This is a genomic window from Brevibacillus fluminis (assembly GCF_003710825.1).
GTDB classification, from domain to species: Bacteria; Bacillota; Bacilli; order Brevibacillales; family Brevibacillaceae; genus Brevibacillus_D; species Brevibacillus_D fluminis.
The window spans coordinates 226868-243965 of sequence record NZ_RHHQ01000008.1 but is presented as its reverse complement, the minus strand read 5'-3'; the positions used below and the strand labels follow the sequence as shown (position 1 = coordinate 243965).

At 46.9% G+C, this 17098-nt stretch carries 21 protein-coding genes and 2 pseudogenes; 10 read left to right on the top strand and 13 right to left on the bottom strand.

Annotated elements, in window-relative coordinates; translation table 11 throughout:
• Positions 1 to 32 precede the first annotated feature (32 nt).
• The 4 genes from EDM56_RS10580 to EDM56_RS10565 all read left to right on the top strand — a co-directional run bounded on the left by EDM56_RS10580 (position 33) and on the right by EDM56_RS10565 (position 1381).
• Positions 33 to 386, top strand: coding sequence for a hypothetical protein (locus EDM56_RS10580; RefSeq protein WP_122917877.1), 354 nt, complete (start codon positions 33 to 35; stop codon positions 384 to 386).
• Positions 387 to 421: 35 nt separating this feature from the next.
• Entirely contained in the window at positions 422 to 706 is a 285-nt protein-coding gene (locus EDM56_RS10575) for a hypothetical protein (protein WP_122917876.1), read from the top strand.
• Entirely contained in the window at positions 690 to 1019 is a 330-nt protein-coding gene (locus EDM56_RS10570) for a hypothetical protein (protein WP_122917875.1), read from the top strand. Before EDM56_RS10575 ends, EDM56_RS10570 begins: the two co-directional genes overlap by 17 nt.
• A gap of 65 nt (positions 1020 to 1084) precedes the next feature.
• On the top strand, positions 1085 to 1381 hold the full coding sequence (locus EDM56_RS10565) for a barstar family protein (RefSeq protein WP_122917874.1): 297 nt from the start codon (positions 1085 to 1087) through the stop codon (positions 1379 to 1381).
• Between the two features lie 201 nt (positions 1382 to 1582).
• Here the strand turns inward: EDM56_RS10565 and EDM56_RS10560 are convergent, their stop codons facing one another.
• From EDM56_RS10560 to EDM56_RS10530, 7 genes and pseudogenes are all read right to left on the bottom strand, one after another.
• On the bottom strand, positions 1583 to 2104 hold the full coding sequence (locus tag EDM56_RS10560) for a dual specificity protein phosphatase family protein (RefSeq protein ID WP_122917873.1): 522 nt from the start codon (positions 2102 to 2104) through the stop codon (positions 1583 to 1585).
• A gap of 171 nt (positions 2105 to 2275) precedes the next feature.
• Positions 2276 to 2578: a hypothetical protein gene (locus EDM56_RS10555; protein ID WP_246009340.1), complete on the bottom strand. Its 303-nt coding sequence runs from the start codon at positions 2576 to 2578 to the stop codon at positions 2276 to 2278.
• A gap of 119 nt (positions 2579 to 2697) precedes the next feature.
• Positions 2698 to 2892, bottom strand: coding sequence for a tautomerase family protein (locus EDM56_RS10550; protein WP_012685646.1), 195 nt, complete (start codon positions 2890 to 2892; stop codon positions 2698 to 2700).
• A 466-nt stretch (positions 2893 to 3358) separates the two neighbouring features.
• The gene (locus EDM56_RS10545; protein WP_122917872.1) at positions 3359 to 3691 is read right to left on the bottom strand and encodes a hypothetical protein; all 333 of its coding nucleotides are present in this window, start codon (positions 3689 to 3691) and stop codon (positions 3359 to 3361) included.
• Positions 3692 to 4074: 383 nt separating this feature from the next.
• Positions 4075 to 5271: an MFS transporter gene (locus EDM56_RS10540; RefSeq protein ID WP_122917871.1), complete on the bottom strand. Its 1197-nt coding sequence runs from the start codon at positions 5269 to 5271 to the stop codon at positions 4075 to 4077.
• Between the two features lie 69 nt (positions 5272 to 5340).
• Positions 5341 to 5622: an ArsR/SmtB family transcription factor gene (locus EDM56_RS10535; RefSeq protein WP_122917870.1), complete on the bottom strand. Its 282-nt coding sequence runs from the start codon at positions 5620 to 5622 to the stop codon at positions 5341 to 5343.
• A 226-nt stretch (positions 5623 to 5848) separates the two neighbouring features.
• Positions 5849 to 6553: pseudogene (locus EDM56_RS10530) on the bottom strand (HAD-IA family hydrolase); the annotation flags it as partial.
• A gap of 110 nt (positions 6554 to 6663) precedes the next feature.
• On the opposite strand from EDM56_RS10530, the gene EDM56_RS10525 reads away from it, so the two are divergent.
• Positions 6664 to 7434: a metallophosphoesterase family protein gene (locus EDM56_RS10525; protein ID WP_342772388.1), complete on the top strand. Its 771-nt coding sequence runs from the start codon at positions 6664 to 6666 to the stop codon at positions 7432 to 7434.
• A gap of 401 nt (positions 7435 to 7835) precedes the next feature.
• Here EDM56_RS10525 and EDM56_RS10520 read toward each other — a convergent pair.
• Positions 7836 to 8196 (bottom strand): annotated as a pseudogene (locus tag EDM56_RS10520) (IS110 family transposase); the annotation flags it as partial.
• 336 nt (positions 8197 to 8532) lie between these two features.
• On the bottom strand, positions 8533 to 8985 hold the full coding sequence (locus EDM56_RS10515) for a hypothetical protein (RefSeq protein ID WP_122917868.1): 453 nt from the start codon (positions 8983 to 8985) through the stop codon (positions 8533 to 8535).
• Positions 8986 to 9434: 449 nt separating this feature from the next.
• Between EDM56_RS10515 and EDM56_RS10510 the strand changes: the two genes are divergently transcribed.
• From EDM56_RS10510 to EDM56_RS10500, 3 genes are all read left to right on the top strand, one after another.
• Positions 9435 to 10229 carry an alpha/beta fold hydrolase gene (locus tag EDM56_RS10510; protein WP_122917867.1) on the top strand — a complete coding sequence of 265 codons (795 nt, stop codon included), beginning with the start codon at positions 9435 to 9437 and terminating at the stop codon, positions 10227 to 10229.
• A gap of 283 nt (positions 10230 to 10512) precedes the next feature.
• Positions 10513 to 10809 carry a hypothetical protein gene (locus EDM56_RS10505; RefSeq protein ID WP_122917866.1) on the top strand — a complete coding sequence of 99 codons (297 nt, stop codon included), beginning with the start codon at positions 10513 to 10515 and terminating at the stop codon, positions 10807 to 10809.
• 91 nt (positions 10810 to 10900) lie between these two features.
• Positions 10901 to 11203, top strand: a complete 303-nt coding sequence (locus EDM56_RS10500; RefSeq protein ID WP_122917865.1) for a hypothetical protein — start codon at positions 10901 to 10903, stop codon at positions 11201 to 11203.
• A 168-nt stretch (positions 11204 to 11371) separates the two neighbouring features.
• Here the strand turns inward: EDM56_RS10500 and EDM56_RS10495 are convergent, their stop codons facing one another.
• The 4 genes from EDM56_RS10495 to EDM56_RS10480 all read right to left on the bottom strand — a co-directional run bounded on the left by EDM56_RS10495 (position 11372) and on the right by EDM56_RS10480 (position 15414).
• Positions 11372 to 13015: a hypothetical protein gene (locus EDM56_RS10495; protein ID WP_122917864.1), complete on the bottom strand. Its 1644-nt coding sequence runs from the start codon at positions 13013 to 13015 to the stop codon at positions 11372 to 11374.
• The gene (locus tag EDM56_RS10490) at positions 13012 to 13725 is read right to left on the bottom strand and encodes an ABC transporter ATP-binding protein (protein WP_122917863.1); all 714 of its coding nucleotides are present in this window, start codon (positions 13723 to 13725) and stop codon (positions 13012 to 13014) included. Before EDM56_RS10490 ends, EDM56_RS10495 begins: the two co-directional genes overlap by 4 nt.
• A complete protein-coding gene (locus tag EDM56_RS10485) occupies positions 13726 to 14109 on the bottom strand; it encodes a GntR family transcriptional regulator (protein WP_122917862.1) in 384 nt (127 codons plus the stop codon).
• Positions 14110 to 14175: 66 nt separating this feature from the next.
• The gene (locus EDM56_RS10480) at positions 14176 to 15414 is read right to left on the bottom strand and encodes an MFS transporter (RefSeq protein ID WP_122917861.1); all 1239 of its coding nucleotides are present in this window, start codon (positions 15412 to 15414) and stop codon (positions 14176 to 14178) included.
• Positions 15415 to 15531: 117 nt separating this feature from the next.
• Between EDM56_RS10480 and EDM56_RS10475 the strand changes: the two genes are divergently transcribed.
• On the top strand, positions 15532 to 16470 hold the full coding sequence (locus tag EDM56_RS10475) for a LysR family transcriptional regulator (protein WP_122917860.1): 939 nt from the start codon (positions 15532 to 15534) through the stop codon (positions 16468 to 16470).
• 100 nt (positions 16471 to 16570) lie between these two features.
• Entirely contained in the window at positions 16571 to 16969 is a 399-nt protein-coding gene (locus EDM56_RS10470) for a DoxX family protein (protein ID WP_122917859.1), read from the top strand.
• Positions 16970 to 17098 lie beyond the last annotated feature (129 nt).

Sequence of the window (17098 nt, the reverse complement as noted above, 5' to 3'; positions counted from 1 at the left end):
ATCACACGATTTGATAAATGGAGGGGTAGAACGTGGAGTTTCCGGGAGAGCGTGAATTTAGAGAGTTCGTGAAAAACAACAGTCATCTAGGGTATGGGTTTATGATGCAAGCTATTAGCCAGGCATGGCAACAAAGCGATCCGGTTGGCGCATTTACAGTCGGCCCTTGCTACAAACAAGTAGAGGTTTACGGGGAGTATTTTCATTTAGTGGACGAGAACACGCGGCAACGTGAGCTGATCATTCGTGTCAGAGATAACCTTTGGACTTGGGCAATGAACTTGAAGTCGCATCGTTTGACAAGAGAGGAGTACGGGAAGCTGAAAGAGATACTTCAACCTCTGTTTGATGAAGCGAAAGCGCTGGAAGCAAAACAGGTGATTTAACAAATCAATTACTTGTGAGAAGGTAAGCGATCGGGATGAAAGATTGGAAGCCGTTTGCTGCAGGCTTTGATCTATCAAAATGGTGTCTCGGAATTCAGTTTCATGATTGTCGGCAGAAATACGGCTACGGCGTTGTGGAAGTCAATATCTTACCGCTCCGATTGTTCATCCGATTCGGTAACGGCATGAAAAGGCTGTACTGCCAATGGTGCGACGATTTAATCGATTATGTTGATCCGGAAGAGAGCGAATCTGTTTCTTGCCTGAAGGGCTATGAGAAACAGAGGGAATGGAGGGAACGGGATGCAAGCAGGACGTGAGCTGGACAAGCGCGATGCAGTGGCTGATCTGGAGATGTGCCAACGGGCTACATCCGGCGATTGGAGACTCCAACATACAGTTGTAGGTTTGAGTGTGAAAATAGGTGACTGCTGGATTGGTCATGCAAATAAAAACGATGCGGAATTTATCGCTGAATCACGAACAGCTTTGCCGTACTGTATTGAGCATGCTGAAACGTTGAATGAAAAATGGGTTAACTACTGGAACCGGCTGCGGAAATTTGCGGAAAACAACAACTTTGAGGACGTCGAGCGTTTCATGTCTGATTTGGAGCGGGAGATGCTGGCTTAACAAAAGAGAAATTGTGATTATTCTTTGAATAACAATGTCAGTATGAACTATTTGGAGGGGAAAAAATGAGCTCTGAAAGGGTATTTCACATCACAATTGATGTTTCGGGTGTAAGAAGTAAAGAGGAACTGCATTTAGTGTTAAAGAGCTCCTTAAAATTCCCGGATTTTTATGGTATGAATCTGTCTGCATTTTGGGATGCAATAACTGGCTTAGTTGAAATGCCAAGTAATCTTACTTTTTTGGGGTGGAACACATTGAAGGAACTATTACCTGATGTCGCACAATCTATAGAAAAAACCTTTGAAGATTACAACGATTATTACCCCGATCATCACACATGTAATGTCATATATAAGTGAATCATTTAACACAATATTTCATGTGTTAAGCTGTGGGTGGTTCATAAAACTTATTGAACTAACGGGCTCGATAGTGAAAGAAAACGGATGCTGTTGCATCTGTTTTTTCAGTTTAGGTAACGGTGAGGATAGATGAAGAAATGAACGAATTTAACACAATCTCAATTATGTTAAATGGAGCGTGGTTACTAGCAAGTTAGCTTATAAATAAATCCTTTTCCACTCTTCTAAGAAAGGAGAAAAATTCCTATCCGGTTTAATAATATATCTTTTATCCTTTAATACCTTAAATGCTTCACTGTAGCTTCCTAAGGTTTCAGCAAGATACCAGAGTACCAACAAAGCTGATCTTGATCTACCTTGATGACAAGTTACTAATACCCGATTTCCATTATTCAGCTTGTTCGTAAGTACTTCTTTAGCCTTAGGAAGAATTTGTTCAGCTTCTATGTAAGAGCCGTCAGCGAATGGCAAAGAGAAATATTCGACTTCTGTTGGTATGTATATCTTGCGATTATTTGGACGGTGGTCGCGTAAATCGATCCAAGTATCAATCTGAGGCATCGGTGATTCAAAAAAAGATCCTTTACCATTTAGATTTCGCGACTCAATGGTCCCGTAAAGCAGTTCATCAATGTCGTCTTCCCCACCAATGTAAAGTTGTTCCTTCAATATTTCAGAGTAACCAAACTTACTATCCCAATCGGGTGGTTGATGAATCATGAGTACACCTCATTCAAGATATTTCAGTCAATTATATCAGTTGTCGGTGTATGAAATTTACTTAGTGCTCATTAAGTTAGTTCTAGTGCTAATCTACGGTTCATTATGAAGCGGTTTGACGCCAATCTTCCAATTCAAAAATTGGTTAATATCGTTGATTGAATCGATTATTCACCATTTGTATTCCACGTTAGTTCGTAACTCTCTTAATAGTAAAGGTTTTACAATATGTTTCTCCAATTTCCCTTTAGTCATTGCGATATAAGCTAAACCTAAAATAGCATTTGCTCTAATTCTTTCATCAGTGTGGCCAGCTAGTTTAACGCAGAGAGTTTGTGCTATTTTCCAGTTTGCATGGTGCATTCCAACAGAAAGTGGTAGCATGGCTAATTCATCAAAGCTGCCACTTGCTAGGATCTTCTTAATCTCTTCATCAGTTAAAGTATCCAATGGTTTATAAATCCGTTTTTCCACTGCTAGACCACCTTTCTGATTAAGATAAGAAGTTCTGTTTTGATGATGGCTATCCTTTTTTTACAAAATGTGTAATAAAAAAAGTCCCAGAATCAAACTGGAACTTTTACGAAACACGCTTAAAGTTTTCTGAAATCGTCAGTGAGAATGCCCGCATACCCCCAGTTTTCATCGTCAATCTCTTCAATAACGATGTGAGTATGTTCCGGCTTTTTGCCAAGAACGTTAACAAGTGTTTCGGTGAACTCTTTCACAATCTGAGCTTTCTGATCACGGGTTGCACCTTTGGTTATCTGGAGGTTGATATATGGCATTGGTTCACATCTCCATTCAAGATTATTTACTAGCATAGACGAACAAGGTAAGTGATCGTTTCAATAAACTTTCAACAAATTTGATGACTGGAAAACATTTAACTAAATAGTTATTTTGTTGAAAACCTATTCTTATAAAAAACATAGGCAGCCATTAAAAGAGGGAATGTTACACATCCGTACCAGAATAAGGTTTCATACGAGTTAGTAGACCAATAGGCTACTGAAAATCCTGAACCTGGATTTTCAGTCAATTCCTTTTGCATAATTTGAAAAAGTTCTTGATACTGTTGATTCTGTTCATACAAGTCCCATGTATAGTAAGCCCATAAGAAAAGAAAGTGTATGACAAATGAAAAAACAAAGGCTTTAAGTAAAGTAATCAAAAAATCACCCGCTATTTCAGTTTTTAAAAATTGTATCACAGAAGTGAAATATGGGTTAAATTAACAAATTGGTAATCGAATTAAGTACTTCTTAATTTTAAATGAGTTCCAATCAGGTTAAAAGTTAATGGCTGACCTTTTCTTTTTGGATCCCAACCTAAAGAAATCGCTTGAGAAATAATTTCCGAAACGTCAGCAGGTTTAATGATCCTTACATTTAGTTTTTCAACATGAGGAAAATCGACCCAATACTCATTTACATCTGATTCGATAAAGACCCTGATAATTTGTCCTTTGTAGTTCGTATGTTCGGAAGTAAACACTAGATGACCTTTAGTAGCGAGGAAGATTGTCCATCTATAACTTTCCTGTCCCAAGACGATTTTTCTGGTACCTTTTTTGCTCAACGTCATCTGATCACCTCGCTGTAATTATATCAATATCAATGTATTGACGACGAGACTAAAGAGGGAATAGATAGCTTTACAAAACACACGTTTTGTTAAATCAGGAACGCTATAATAAAAGGTGCTACGTTAATTTATTGAGCTATCGTATACGATAGCTCATAAACTAGGCCAGTCTAACACTTTATTTTCGTGTTTTGACTGGCCTTTTTGTATGGAAGGATTGAATAGTCTAATACCTATTTTTCTAAGGTAAAGAGCTTTTCTTAGACAGAAATAGCGCCAAATCATCAACATCAGTCTAATACTTTATCTTCTCTGAACAGTAAGAACTTTACTTATGTGTCCAGAGATAAATAAAGTAATTAAAGTAAGTGAGTCTCCGGAATTCACACTTCCGCCTTCTGCATTTGGCGCTCATCGACTTTCCTGACGATCCGCGAACGAGATACCCCGAGAGAAGCAGCAACAGCTCCCACAGCAACAGCCACCGCTGCTGCCCCAATCCAACTAATAGCTGCAAGCGACACATGCTCCACGACGACACCCCCAATTCCCGCCCCAGCTGCCATCGCTAGCTGCACTACTGAGGTGTTCAGGCTAAGCATAATGCCGGAAGCCTCAGGAGCCAGCGTGATCAAATGATACTGCTGAGTAGGTCCAGACGACCAAGCCGCAAACGACCACAGCATGAGCAAGACAAACACAATAGCTGGAGAATGGGCCGAGAGTGACAGAAGAACAAGAGCAGCAGAGTGAAGCAGCATTCCTCCCATGAGCGTGCGTGGGAAGCCCCATTTGTCGGTGCTGTAGCCCCCGAACTTCGAGCCGATCAAGCTAGCGATGCCAAATGCGAACAACCCTGCGCTCACTGACTGTTCACCCATTTGCGTAACGGTAAGGAGAAACGGAGAAATGTAGGTGTAGGCGATGGAATACCCGCCGATCCAGAAGAAGGTCACCGACAGAGCGATGGCAATTTTCGGCTGCTTCAGCAAAGCCAACTGCTGACGGAGGGGCACTGGTTCTTCACCGACAGTTTGCGGGATAACAAAGGAGATCAAGAACATCGCCACCAGTCCCAAAACACCAATTCCCCCGAAGATCATCTGCCAGTCGTAAGCGGAAGCGACGATTCTGCCAATCGGAACTCCGACGATGAGTGCTGTACTGAATCCCATGATCAGCGTAGCGATGGCGCTCCCTTGTTTTTCCGGGGGAGCCATCTTGGAAGCAACGGTCAGTGCTGTTACTACGAATACACCGGTGCTTAACGCCAAGATGATCCGCGATGCGACGAGGAAGCCAAATCCCGGCAAAGCGACTGCAATACCGTTGCCGAGCACAAAAACGCCGAGAGAGTAGAGGAGTAACTTTCTCCTCTCCATGCGGGCTGTTACAGCCATAAGGAAGGGCGTTCCGAAAGCGTAGGCGAGCGAGAATACCGTAATGAGCTGACCGGCCGCAGACACAGAGACCCCAATATCATGCGCAACTTTATCCAAAATGCCTGCAATGATAAACTCTGACGTCCCGACCAAGAAACTGACGACAGCCAACAAGTAAATCTTCCAAGCGTATGACAAGTTCGTATGCTCCTTTCTCCACTCCGATAATTTTATATTTCTAGAAACATAGAAATAAAGACCGAAAAATTACTCCAGCAAATAGGGAGCATACTTTTGAGCGAGTTCGCGGTTCACGCTGTAGTAGATGAACGTTCCGTCTTTGCGCATATTCAAGAGGCCGCAATCCGTCAGTTGCTTCAGATGATGAGACAGTGTCGAACCGGCGACGGATTCCAGCTTGCTCCCGATATCTGAGCAACACAAATTCTGCTCCGTGGTAAGCAAACGGGCGATTTTTAACCGCGTTGGTTCCCCAAGTGCTTTGTATACTTTGACGGCTTCACGTAGATCCGCGTTCTCTTCGACCATCTGTACCCTCACCTTTGCCAGTGTCTTGTTTCTATATTCGTCGAAATATAAAGTACCATACGCTTCCAACAAAGTAAATATGAGAACTGTAAATTGGGCGACTCGCCTCGGGTATGTGACATGATACAATACATTCAACCAAGAAAACCCAGAAGAACAACACACAAAGAAGCCCAAACACTGAAACCCAACCACTGAAACCGACAAAAACAAACGCCATTAGCATGGCAGGTACGATTTCATTCTCATGGGTCATTCCGTGCCGATTGATCCACATATTGCGCATGCCGAACAAATTCGAGCCCAGGATGTCCGTCGCCAGCTTGTCTCCAATCATCACGCCTTCTTCAGCCGTGAAGTTCAGCAAGCTCATGGCGTGTTCGAAAATCGATTCGGAAGGCTTGCCATGACTGAAATCTCCTGAAATAACGATATGATCGAAATAAGAAGCGAGGCTCGGTACGCCGGCCAGCTTTTCTTTTTGCAGATCAGGCGATCCGTTGGTGAGAAGTAGAAGTTTGTATTTCCCCTTCAATTGGTCCAGCACTTCGAATGTTTCTTCATAAACAATCGGGCGGTTTCTCCTCTCCGCCGCGAACATGTCCCAAAGCTTGCTGCCTAGTTCTTCGTTCTCGATACCTAGGGACCGCAAACCGCGTGTCCACGGTTCCCTCCGATACAACTGTGCAAGCGATTGGAGCTTGCGGAACTCCTCTTGCTTGCCTTCCGTAAAGTGAGCCCATTGGCCCTCGAACGGATTGATCCCGATCTTCTTTATAAACGGGAATGTCTCGAAAGATTCGTACAAGGCACGCGCTTCGCTGCGAACCGCATTTTCCAAAAGCTCCGTTTCTATCTCAAAATGCGTGGCCGCCTAAACGCAAGTCGCGTGAAACGCTTCCTTCATACTGCGCTCGTCCCACAACAACATATCATCCAAATCAACACACAAAATAAGCTGATGTTTGCATATTTCGACAGAATCAAAAGGTATTTTTTGGTAAGCTGATACTGGTCGACCCTGAGCTACTATTGAAGGAGATGATGAATATGAAAATTGCGGCGCTTTATGATATTCATGGAAACCTGCCCGCCCTGAACGCCCTACTGGATGAACTCGAAGACGTGCGCCCGGACCTCATCGTCATTGGTGGAGATATCATATATGGTCCGATGCCCTCGCAGACGCTCGAACGACTCTTCCAGCTAGACACGCAGGTCCAATTCATCCGCGGCAACTGTGACCGGGAAGTTGTCATGGCTTTTGACGGTGTTCCGCTTCGTCCTGACATGTCAGACAAGGTCCGTGAGAGGACAGAGTGGGTCGCGAGCCAATTGACACGCACTCAACGAGATTTTTTGTCCCAATTGCCACTGCAATTTACGCAATCGATCGAGGGGCTAGGCGACGTGCTCTTCTGTCATGCTGCGCCGTATAGTGACGAGGCGATCTTTACACCGAATACGGATACAGCTCAACTCCTTCCCCTGTTCGAGGGAGTTCAGCAGAGCATCGTCGTTTGCGGACACACGCATATCATGTTTGAACGTTCGATCGGGAACATCCGCATCATCAATGCGGGAAGTGTGGGCATGGCTTATGCCGACCAGCCGGGGGCATATTGGCTGCTGCTCAGTCCGGACGGGTGCGAGTTCCGGCGGACATCGTATGATGTGGAAGCTGCTGCGGAAGAGATCTTGAGGACTACCGATCCGCAGGCTAAAGAGTTCGCGGAGGAAAATGTGGTCAGGGTACCGACGGTTGCTGAAATGATTGTAGTGATTGATCGGATGGTTGAAAATATAGTCTAGACACGAAAACCAGTCAAACACGTCATGATCGTGTTGACTGGTTTGTATGTTTGTTTGCATGGCAAAAATCCGAAGCATATTCGACTTTACGTTTTCAGATGAAAAATGTTTCAAGTGTCCAGAGATAATAAAGTTTTAGACTAAATAATAAAGTTGTAGACTGGCAGCTGAGTTAAGTTAACAGGCAGGATAATGATAATTAGGTATGGAAATAACTGCTTAATATGGTTACCAGTTACAACTTGGTAGCAATGACATGATATTAAGGTGAGTGATAAATCCGTGGATAAAGCAACAGAGAAAAAAGTAAGTGAACTTATAAAAAAAGGCTTGCTTTATCTTTAAAACCATTTGGTTTTATCAGGACCAAACCAACTTTTTATACGAGGATTAAGCAGGATCGAATTGGATGGGGTATTGTCTCGGTTTTCCTTGTTCTTTTTGACGAGATGCGGATTAACGAGAACAGCTTCAATGCCTTGCGAGGAAAGCCAGCGAGCTAAGCTCAGCCAGTAGTGGCCTGTAGGCTCCATGCCCACAATGACTTTATTAAGCTTGTAGGTTTGAAGTAGATCTTGAATCCAGCGACGAAACAACTCAAAACCTTCACTGTGGCTGCCAAAGTCTAGCGGTGTACCTAGTGCAATACCTCGAAAGCTGACTGCACGAGCAACATGAACCTCCTGAGCGATGTCTACGCCGACGACTAGATGATGAATGGTAATGTTTTCATTTTTGCTTTTCCTGTGCCTTTAACCTCATAGTAGAGCGACCTCCTGATGGGCTTTTTGAGGCTTTGACCTCGTGTGCAACCCCATCGTACCGAGGCGCTCGTTTTTGTTCAAACGCCAAATTTTTCGTTTTACAGGAATTCTAACGGGGATCGTTAGTTCAATGATGCAGTCTACAACATTATTATTTAGTTTAGATCCACGGATAGCTTCATTCTGACGTAAAGTCTAAAACTTATATTCAAATACTAGGTGACTAAGAAGACCGGGACTCCTTGTATCATAAGGGGTTCAGATTTAAAACTTTATTATCACTGAACATTTATTAAAAGTATGAACTTGTCTTTTTATTTCTAATATGTTGCTGCTATCTACAAATATTCGCTTGATTTGCCGATGTTACAAAAACACCCACAGGAGGTAACTGGCTTCCACTGTAAGAAATAGCACCACCACCATGAGGAAGATCTTTCAAGCAAACATCAGTTGTTGCAATCCAACTTCCATATTCGCCTGCTTGTGAGGAAGTGGGTTTCATCAAGAGCCGTCCCTGTAGAACATAATGTAGAATCCCGATCGTCTTATTATCAAATAAATCTAACTCACCTGAAAAAGTAGCATAAGGTGATTCCAACATAATTTGATTAGTTTTTTCATCCCAATAGCCGAGAATCGGAATAGGTGTGCCTCGAAAATTAATCGTTCCTGTGATCCTGTTATTTGATATTGTATCCATGGTTAGAGTTCCCCAAATAGCGGGTCTGCCCGCAGCAGTAGAATTTATGCCCCATATTGATGGAACAGGTATATTGGCCATCATTATTCTCCTCCGTTAATAAAATCGATTTCATTTCGTATATAGAGTACTGTTCTTGTAATGCTTTGGTGCATGTTTATCGGTGAGATGATATCAAATTTGGTGCAGCAGCGCTGCATGAGTGACTAACGGGTACGAGAGTTCAATGAGGCAGTCTACAACTCTATTATTCAGTTTAGATTCGTGGATAGCTTCATTCTGACGTATAGTCTAAAATTAATTTTCAAATACCTGGTGACTAAGAAGACCGGGACTCCTTGTAACATAAGGGGTTCCGGTCTAAAACTTTATTATCACTGAACAACTAATTTTAAACCCTCTTGCGCCTAACGCGACGTCACGTTTTATACTACTTACACCGGTAAACAGCTACCTTTAAAGAAAGGGGGAGGTTTTGGAAACGGACTAATGGTTGTTCAGATGTTAATTCCAAATTTCAGGAGGCAAATACATTGAAAAAAGTACTTTCGAAAGACGGAACCACCATTGCGTTTGATAAATTCGGGAATGGACCGGCGATCATCCTGGTTTGCGCTGCATTCCAAACTCGTTCGGACCAGATGATGACGCAGCTTGTTTCGCTTCTTTCACCCCACTTTACCGTATTCAACTACGATCGTCGGGGGCGAGGTGATAGCGGCGACACGGCACCGTACGCGGTTGAGCGCGAAGTCGAAGATATCGAAACTCTCATCAACGAGGCTGGTGGATCAGCATTCGTATTCGGCATGTCTTCCGGTGGGGTTCTTGCCCTCGAAGCAGCTCGCAAGCTTGCTATCACGAAGCTGGCATTGTACGAGCCACCGTTCATCGTTGACAATTCGCGTCATCCTCTGCCGGAGGATTATTTAAAGCAGCTCAAAGAGCTGACAACATCGGGTCGCCGAGGCGACGCAGTCGAGTATTTCTTGACGAAAGCAGCAGGCGTTCCTGCCGATTTCGTTACTCCGATGCGAAGAGCGCCATTCTGGCCAGCAATGGAAGATGTAGCGCATACATTGGTCTATGATGGCACCATCATGGGTGACACCATGTCGGGCAACCCATTGCCAGCCGAGCGGTGGTCTTCCGTCTCGATCCCTACGCTCGTGGTGGGTGGAGGGACAAGTCCTGAATACCAGCAAAATGCGGTAAAAGCGCTCGAAGACAGACTTCCCAATGCAAAGTGCCACGTCCTGGAAGGTCAGGATCATAACGTGGCTCCGGATTTCCTCGCTCCTGTTTTGACTGAATTTTTCTCCAAGTAAAATTTAAAGGAGCTGCCTCGGCGACTCTTTTTTCACGAAAAAAACGGCAGCATAATTGACTAACAGAATATCTTTTTCCATCATTATAAAGCAAGTAGGCAGCCACCCATCCACAATTGGCTGCCTTTTTCCGCAGGCTGGTGCAACAACCAAAAAGGATTAATCTCCCATACGTGCTACCCAAAAGATCCGAGGCGAGAATGCGTGGATTTCTGAAGATATTGTACTTCAATTTATAGCGCCGGCTTATGTTGGAATTGTGGAAAGGCGGTTTACCAAAGGCATGCCCTTTCCACCAGAGGCCATGGAAGAGAAGGTAGGCAGGTGGTTAGAAAATAATTTGAAGTTTGAGTTCTATTCAGATAGCCATGAAACGTTCTCTCTGACATCATCAAAGTCATTATTCGATGATTACCTTACAATTGGTACGATAAAGAAACTGTCTGAACCAATCTCGCTTCCTCAATATGGAACCTATAAAGTTCGACTTGATGCAGTGCTTGGCGGTTATGGAAAAAGCAAATCATTTTTAATTGAGTTTAATAAAAATGATATCTCTATTGAGGAGGGAATTCACTGAAGTGGTCGGATTACCTATTGTATAAAAACTACCCAACATTTATGGATGTGATATCATAAACGAAATGCATTTGGAAAAGGATGGGTGTACTGTGTCATTTTACGAAAAGATAAAGGGAATCTTCTTGCTAGGTATTCTGATATGTTTTATCGTGATTGCTCAAAAACCAGATCCCTCATTTTCCTACAACTCCCCGGCTATTACGATTCCTGATATACCCGATTCTTCAAACGCTTCCGTCATTCAATTGGATAAAAACAAAATTGCGTTTGTTGATACTAGAAATGGATCTCGAACTTTTGGAAAAATCATCGTACTTGAATTTAACGAAACAACGAAAAGATTTACACAAGTTGCTAGCTATACTGCAAGTTTCGATATGGAGTTTCAGTAGCCTTACCTTGATGAGAAATCTATTAACAAATTGATTCAATCATCTGCAATGTTACCCAGGTTTTCACGTAATCCCGCATGAGGTGAGATTACATCCAAGTAGAAAGCCGCTGCCCATCGGGGAAGCGGCTTTTCAGGTTGTATCCATCGGGTGATGCCGCTGGAGCTATCACAGACGCTTCCCCCATGTAGTCCTGCTGGCATTCACAAAATGGTTCAAATACTTTGCTCCAAGAAAAATGCACACTGCCCCAAGCGGCAGGCCGATGCCGGTCAACAGAGACAGATGGGACCAGTAATCATGCGGAGGTAACAGCCCTGTCCGTTCGTCTGGGAAATCGGGATAAAACCAGTCGCGAAGGTAGCGTATCCCGAAATAATAGCTCAGGTAGACCGGGAGAACGACAAGGTGCATGCGGCTGTCTTTGTAAGTGAGCGGCATGATTTGAAACAGGGAAACCGTAACGATTACGGCAAGCAAGGTCGGCACTACCGAATAAAAGACGTGCCCGCCAAGCAAGCTCCAGTTTTCTGCAGGAAGCGGCGAATGGAGGATACGGAGCAGCACGCCCGTCCCTGCGATGAGCAATGCCAGGCAAAAGTAGCTGAACATCGAGGTGAAATAGGCATACAGTCGGCTGCCCAAAAGCGTCAAGCGAGAATGGGGAAACGCAAGCCACCATTCCGCCTGCCCCTTGTGCATGTCAGCATGAAGCCCGGTCAGGCCATACATGCTCACAGACGTATACAGGGCCATGAGCAGCATTTCCCAAAGAAGTAGAATGCTTTCGAACGCTCCGCCGCTCCAATATCCCGCGATGAAGAGGAGCAAGAGAATCGGGTACGCGACGCTTTTGGCTCGAAACGATGCCCGGAGCCCGATGCAGCGATAACGTGTTCGTTCCAGCGATACCAGTGACCAGAATGGATGACGCCGCTTTCCGGCCATTTTTTGTCCGGACGACTTAGGTAACGGAGCTGTTGGGGGAGTCGTTTGTAGTGATGAGGAGGACGTCGCGTACTTTCGGCTGAATACGCCTCGTCCTGCCCTTGGGCCTCCGGTTCCGGTTTGCCAGCTGGAAACGCCTGCACCTGCATACGCGGCATTGCCGAGCCGCTTTAGCCCCACGGAAGCAACTAGCCATAGGAAGAAGAGCGACAGAGGCCACCCGATCAGCATAATCCGCAACGCCATCGAAGCGTAAATCTCATACGGATCATGGATGAAGCTGAGGAACATCCAACTGGTCGTCATCATGGGCGCCGCAAAAAACAAGAGTGCAAGCCAAATCCGTGAAAAGCCGACCTGGCATGCGAGCGAGAGGATACCGAACGCTACCGCACACGGCAGCCCAGCAAATCCGTACAAAAGATGAAGCGAAGCAGCTTGGACCAAATCCTGCAGCGCAAACGGCTGCATCCAGCCCGAACCGCTTGCGATAAGGCAATGCGCAATCATGACGGCGAGCATGTAAAGGATGAACTGCATGCCGACATAGAGCAGGCCGACGGCTTTTCCTGCGACGAGCGAAAACCGCGGATAAGGCAGTGTTAGCCACCATTCCAGCTGACCGCCTTGAATGCTGAAGGTGACTCGCACAATCACCAGGTAAAAAAGCCCGAGCCACGTGAAGCCGACTCCCCTGATCAAAAACATGCCCATCTGTTCCGAATCGTGGAACAACAATAGGCTGCCCATTATCAAAACCGTCAAAAATCCGGCAATCTGCCAATAGCGGGTATGTGCGTTTCCGAGCATCCACGGGCAAAAATAGCTCGCTTCCAAATTCCCCAACGCAGTGAGCCTTCTCATGCGAACACTTCCCGATAGCGAGATTCCACCGATTTGCCTGCGCAGCGGAGACCTTCGACATCATCGACGGCATGGATATGGCCGTCACCGATCAGGACGATGGTATCAAACAGGTTTTCCATCTCTTTGATGTCGTGCGTTGCGATGAGGAACGTGCGCTCTCCGTCCGCCAAATCGGCAACGACCGTCGAGGCGATTTGCTCCCGGGAAAGCAGATCGACGCCGGTGAACGGCTCATCCAAGATCACCAGTGGCGTGGTTCGGGCCAAGCAGGTCAATAGCTGCAGACGCGCTTCCTCGCCTCGCGATAGCGAAGAGATGCGCGTGTCCAGCTTGATCGCAAGGGAGACAGACAGCTGTCCCGCACGCTCAGCATCCCAATCGGGATAGATGTCGCTTGCAAATTGCAGCCATTCGCGGGCGGTCAGCCAGGCCGGCAGCTTGCCGCGATCCGGCAAAAAGGAGAGGCGGCTCAAGGTCGAAACGCTGGTGCGCTCGCCAAAGAGGCGGACATAACCGCTGGTAGGCTGTGTCATCCCGGTCAGGATGCGCAAAAGCGTCGATTTTCCCGCGCCATTTGGTCCCAGCAAACCGGCAATTTTGCCTTTGGCGATGGAAAAGCTGGCATGTTGTACGATTGTTTTCTTGCGGATCGACATGCTCACGTTTTTGCATTCAATGGCGAGAACGGCCTGAATTTCGTGTAGCATTCATGTCTCCTCCTTCTTTTCCGACAGTGCGATCATTTCATGGATCGTCAAGCCAAGCGATTCGGCGATTTCCCGTAATTTTTGGACAGCTGCGATGGCGATAGTCCGTTTGCTTGCTTCTATGATTTCAAGGTTGTCGGTAACGAACGTTCCGAGTCCGCGGTGGGTGACGATCAGTTTTTCCCGATCCAGCTCCTGATACGTACGCATGATGGTAGTTGGGTTGACACGCAGTGCTTGCGCCAAGTCCCGCACGGAAGGGAGACGTGTCGCTGGAGCAAGCATGCCGCGGGCGATATAGGAGCGAATCTGGTCGACAAACTGTTCGTAAAGCGGTCGGGAGGGATCGATGTGGAAATGCTCCACCTTCCAGAGCGGGTCCATGCTGCGGTCACCACCTCACTGTGTGTCGTGTATGGATGCACACCATACACTATGGAAAAGTTTACCTTATAGAGAAGTTATTTTCAATCTTTTTCCAGTTGGTTTACTTGTCACTGTATACCAGCAAATCGCAAGACAAAGCAGCATGACCGCACTACCCAAATAGAGCCAGTTCGTCAAAACGAGATACCCCAGCAACGGTCCGAGCGCGGCGCCCACATCCTGCAGGATCGAATACAGTGTCAAAAAAGCCTTTCCACTAGGCATGCCAGAGGAAGTGCGCGTGGCAGCAGCGTCGCACAGCGTGGTCAAGGCAGTCGCAGACAGCTGAACGGCGACGATCAGCACAAGCCACAAAATCGATGTTAGCGGTAAGGGGACGAGTGCGAACAGCGGAGCTGCTGTAAGGAGGCTCAGCATGAGGAGCACATCGTTTTTTTTCAGCCGGTCTGCCGTTCTTCCGACAAGCGGAGCGAGAAACGGCTCCCATCCCCACCGAATCGCCGAGAGGAAGCCTGCCAAGGTGACGGCGCCGAGCAAGGACGGACCAAGCCGCATTCCTTCATGAAAGTGGGTATCGACAACATGGCTCAGCGTCGAGGTGAAAATCCCTTGAAACAGCATGGCGATCACGGCACCGGAACCGAGAACCAGCAAGAGCTGTGGCGAGGCATAGGCGCGAGTAGCCAAGCATGTGCTTTTCTGACCCTGTTGGGCGGGCATACTGAAAAAAGTGCGTTTGTCTGAGTCGGTCGCGGTGGCTATCGCTGGCAGCAACAGCAGCGATAGCGATGCCAGCGCCCCAAATAATAACGACGTGGCGGTAAAGCCCCATGCTTGCGCAATAATGCCGCCAAAGAGCATCCCTGCCAGACTGCCGAGCCGGTAAAGACCGTTGTAGATGCCCGTGTTTTTACCGTGCTCATTTGGGAGTGAGGCATCCGCGATGGCATACAGGGCACCAAGCCGCAGTAGGGACCATGTAAAACCCCACAGCGCACGCAAAACGAACCATGCCCAAAAGCCGTTGGCATACCCATAGGCGACGGTTGTGCAGGCAGCGAGCGTGACTGCGAAAAGCAATGCCAGCCTGAAGGGGATTTTTTGTAGCAGCCGACCGATGAAGGGGGCGAGCGGCAAGCGAATCAGACGATTGATCGACAGGAGAATCCCCGCCTCAAATAAGGAATGAAGCCCGGCCTCCTGCCAATAGAATGGCAACAGGACATACAGCATGGAATCGCCCATGAGGCAAAACGCCGTGATGACGGCGATGGCTCGGACCGGATTTGGCTGTTCGTTCATTGTAGGAAACGCTCCTCTTTATCGTGATTTGTTTCCCACTGTACGCTGGTTCGAACAAAAAATAAAATAGAAAGAAATGTGCAACTCATAAATTATATTGATGAATGGGTGTTTGAGATGAATTTGCATGCGTTGCGAATTTTTGTTGAAGTAGGCAAGCTGGGAAGCGTGACAAAAGCGGCGGAACAGCTGCTGATCAGTCAGCCGGCGATCACGGCGCAATTGCGCAAGCTGGAGCAAGAGACCAGACTTCGCCTAGTTGAACCGGAAGGCCGCGGCATCAAGCTTACCGCCTATGGCGAATTGCTGTATGCGCAAGCGGTACGCTTGTTTGCGCATGAGTGGGAAATCGAGCAGCTGATCGCAAAATTGCAAGAAGGGGAGCAAGGGAGGCTGCGCATCGGCGCGACACTGTTTCCAGCCAACTACTTGGTCCCCGGATGGGTGGCTCAGTTCAAGAAGAAGCATCCGCATGTAGACATCGAGATGCATACGGGTAATTCCCGGCTGGTTTTCGACCAACTCCTGCGCGGTGAGGTTGAGCTTGCCCTGATGGCGGGCGGATGGGAGGAAGCGGGGATCAAGCGGCGCGTGATCGGCGGTGATGAGCTGTGGTTCATTGTGCCAGCTGGCCATGAGCTGGCAGGTACCTGTACGACGATTGAGAGGCTGATGCGCGAGCCGTTTTTGTTTCGTGAGCAAGGAAGCTCTACTCGCAACATGCTGCTGTCGCTTTGCGCGGCCCATCGGGTGGAACCGCCACAGGCAGGGCTGATGTTCCAAGGAATTCATGAAGGGCTGCAGGCGGTGATCGCCGGATACGGGGCCATGCTCGTTCCGTCGCTGGTAGCACGCGAGCCGATTGCTGCTGGCAAGGTAGCGCGCGTACACGTCGAGGGAGTGAGCATGGAACGGCCAATTACACTCTGTGTGAGAAAAGGGGAGGAAAGATCACCAGCTGCTGCACGATTCATTTGTATGCTGGAACAGGTTTTGGCGGAAGAAACAAGCGGCTCCTCGCAGCTTTCAATCGATGAAAATGTGCAATCCAAATAATTTACAATTGACCGATTGTCCTGGTGATGCTACGATATTTTTGTCAAATAGAAAACAATTATTTCTATAAGGAATAAAATAGAGAGGGGATTTTGACAAAATGAACAAGCAACAAGTAGCAAATACCGTACTGCATGTCGTGCTGGGGATTATTTTTTTCGTGCACGGCTTGGCAAAACTGCAGATGGGGCTGGACAACGTGGCAGGATGGTTCGGCAGCATGGGACTGCCTGGTTTCCTCGGCTACGCGGTAGCATTTATTGAATTGCTCGGCGGCGCTGCCCTGATTATCGGATTGGGCGTGCGCTACGTGTCCATTCTGCTCGCGATCGTGATGCTCGGCGCGATCTTCAAGGTCAAGCTAGCAAACGGTTTGCTGGGCGGCGACCAAGGACCTGGCTATGAACTCGACCTGGCACTGCTGGCAGCGGTTGTGTATTTCATCATCGCAGGCGTAAAAGGCCCGGTAGACCGCATGTTTGGTAAAAAGCAATCATAATAAAGTTGATGCGACGCATAAGAAAGCCCCGGATTGGGGCTTTCTTTTTTATTTTGCCTTTTTCAATTATTGCGGATGCTCAGGGATTTTCGGAAAAAGGCGGAACGGAAGCTTTTACAATGCCTACCA

Bases quoted from the DNA above. Each gene is read 5' to 3' on its own strand.
- EDM56_RS10575 (WP_122917876.1), top strand. From the start codon at position 422: ATGAAAGATTGGAAGCCGTTTGCTGCAGGCTTTGATCTATCAAAATGG.
- EDM56_RS10570 (WP_122917875.1), top strand. From the start codon at position 690: ATGCAAGCAGGACGTGAGCTGGACAAGCGCGATGCAGTGGCTGATCTG.
- EDM56_RS10565 (WP_122917874.1), top strand. From the start codon at position 1,085: ATGAGCTCTGAAAGGGTATTTCACATCACAATTGATGTTTCGGGTGTA.
- EDM56_RS10560 (WP_122917873.1), bottom strand. From the start codon at position 2,104: ATGATTCATCAACCACCCGATTGGGATAGTAAGTTTGGTTACTCTGAA.
- EDM56_RS10550 (WP_012685646.1), bottom strand. From the start codon at position 2,892: ATGCCATATATCAACCTCCAGATAACCAAAGGTGCAACCCGTGATCAG.
- EDM56_RS10545 (WP_122917872.1), bottom strand. From the start codon at position 3,691: ATGACGTTGAGCAAAAAAGGTACCAGAAAAATCGTCTTGGGACAGGAA.
- EDM56_RS10535 (WP_122917870.1), bottom strand. From the start codon at position 5,622: ATGGTCGAAGAGAACGCGGATCTACGTGAAGCCGTCAAAGTATACAAA.
- EDM56_RS10525 (WP_342772388.1), top strand. From the start codon at position 6,664: ATGATGAATATGAAAATTGCGGCGCTTTATGATATTCATGGAAACCTG.
- EDM56_RS10515 (WP_122917868.1), bottom strand. From the start codon at position 8,985: ATGATGGCCAATATACCTGTTCCATCAATATGGGGCATAAATTCTACT.
- EDM56_RS10505 (WP_122917866.1), top strand. From the start codon at position 10,513: ATGCCCTTTCCACCAGAGGCCATGGAAGAGAAGGTAGGCAGGTGGTTA.
- EDM56_RS10495 (WP_122917864.1), bottom strand. From the start codon at position 13,015: ATGAGAAGGCTCACTGCGTTGGGGAATTTGGAAGCGAGCTATTTTTGC.
- EDM56_RS10490 (WP_122917863.1), bottom strand. From the start codon at position 13,725: ATGCTACACGAAATTCAGGCCGTTCTCGCCATTGAATGCAAAAACGTG.
- EDM56_RS10485 (WP_122917862.1), bottom strand. From the start codon at position 14,109: ATGGACCCGCTCTGGAAGGTGGAGCATTTCCACATCGATCCCTCCCGA.
- EDM56_RS10480 (WP_122917861.1), bottom strand. From the start codon at position 15,414: ATGAACGAACAGCCAAATCCGGTCCGAGCCATCGCCGTCATCACGGCG.
- EDM56_RS10475 (WP_122917860.1), top strand. From the start codon at position 15,532: ATGAATTTGCATGCGTTGCGAATTTTTGTTGAAGTAGGCAAGCTGGGA.
- EDM56_RS10470 (WP_122917859.1), top strand. From the start codon at position 16,571: ATGAACAAGCAACAAGTAGCAAATACCGTACTGCATGTCGTGCTGGGG.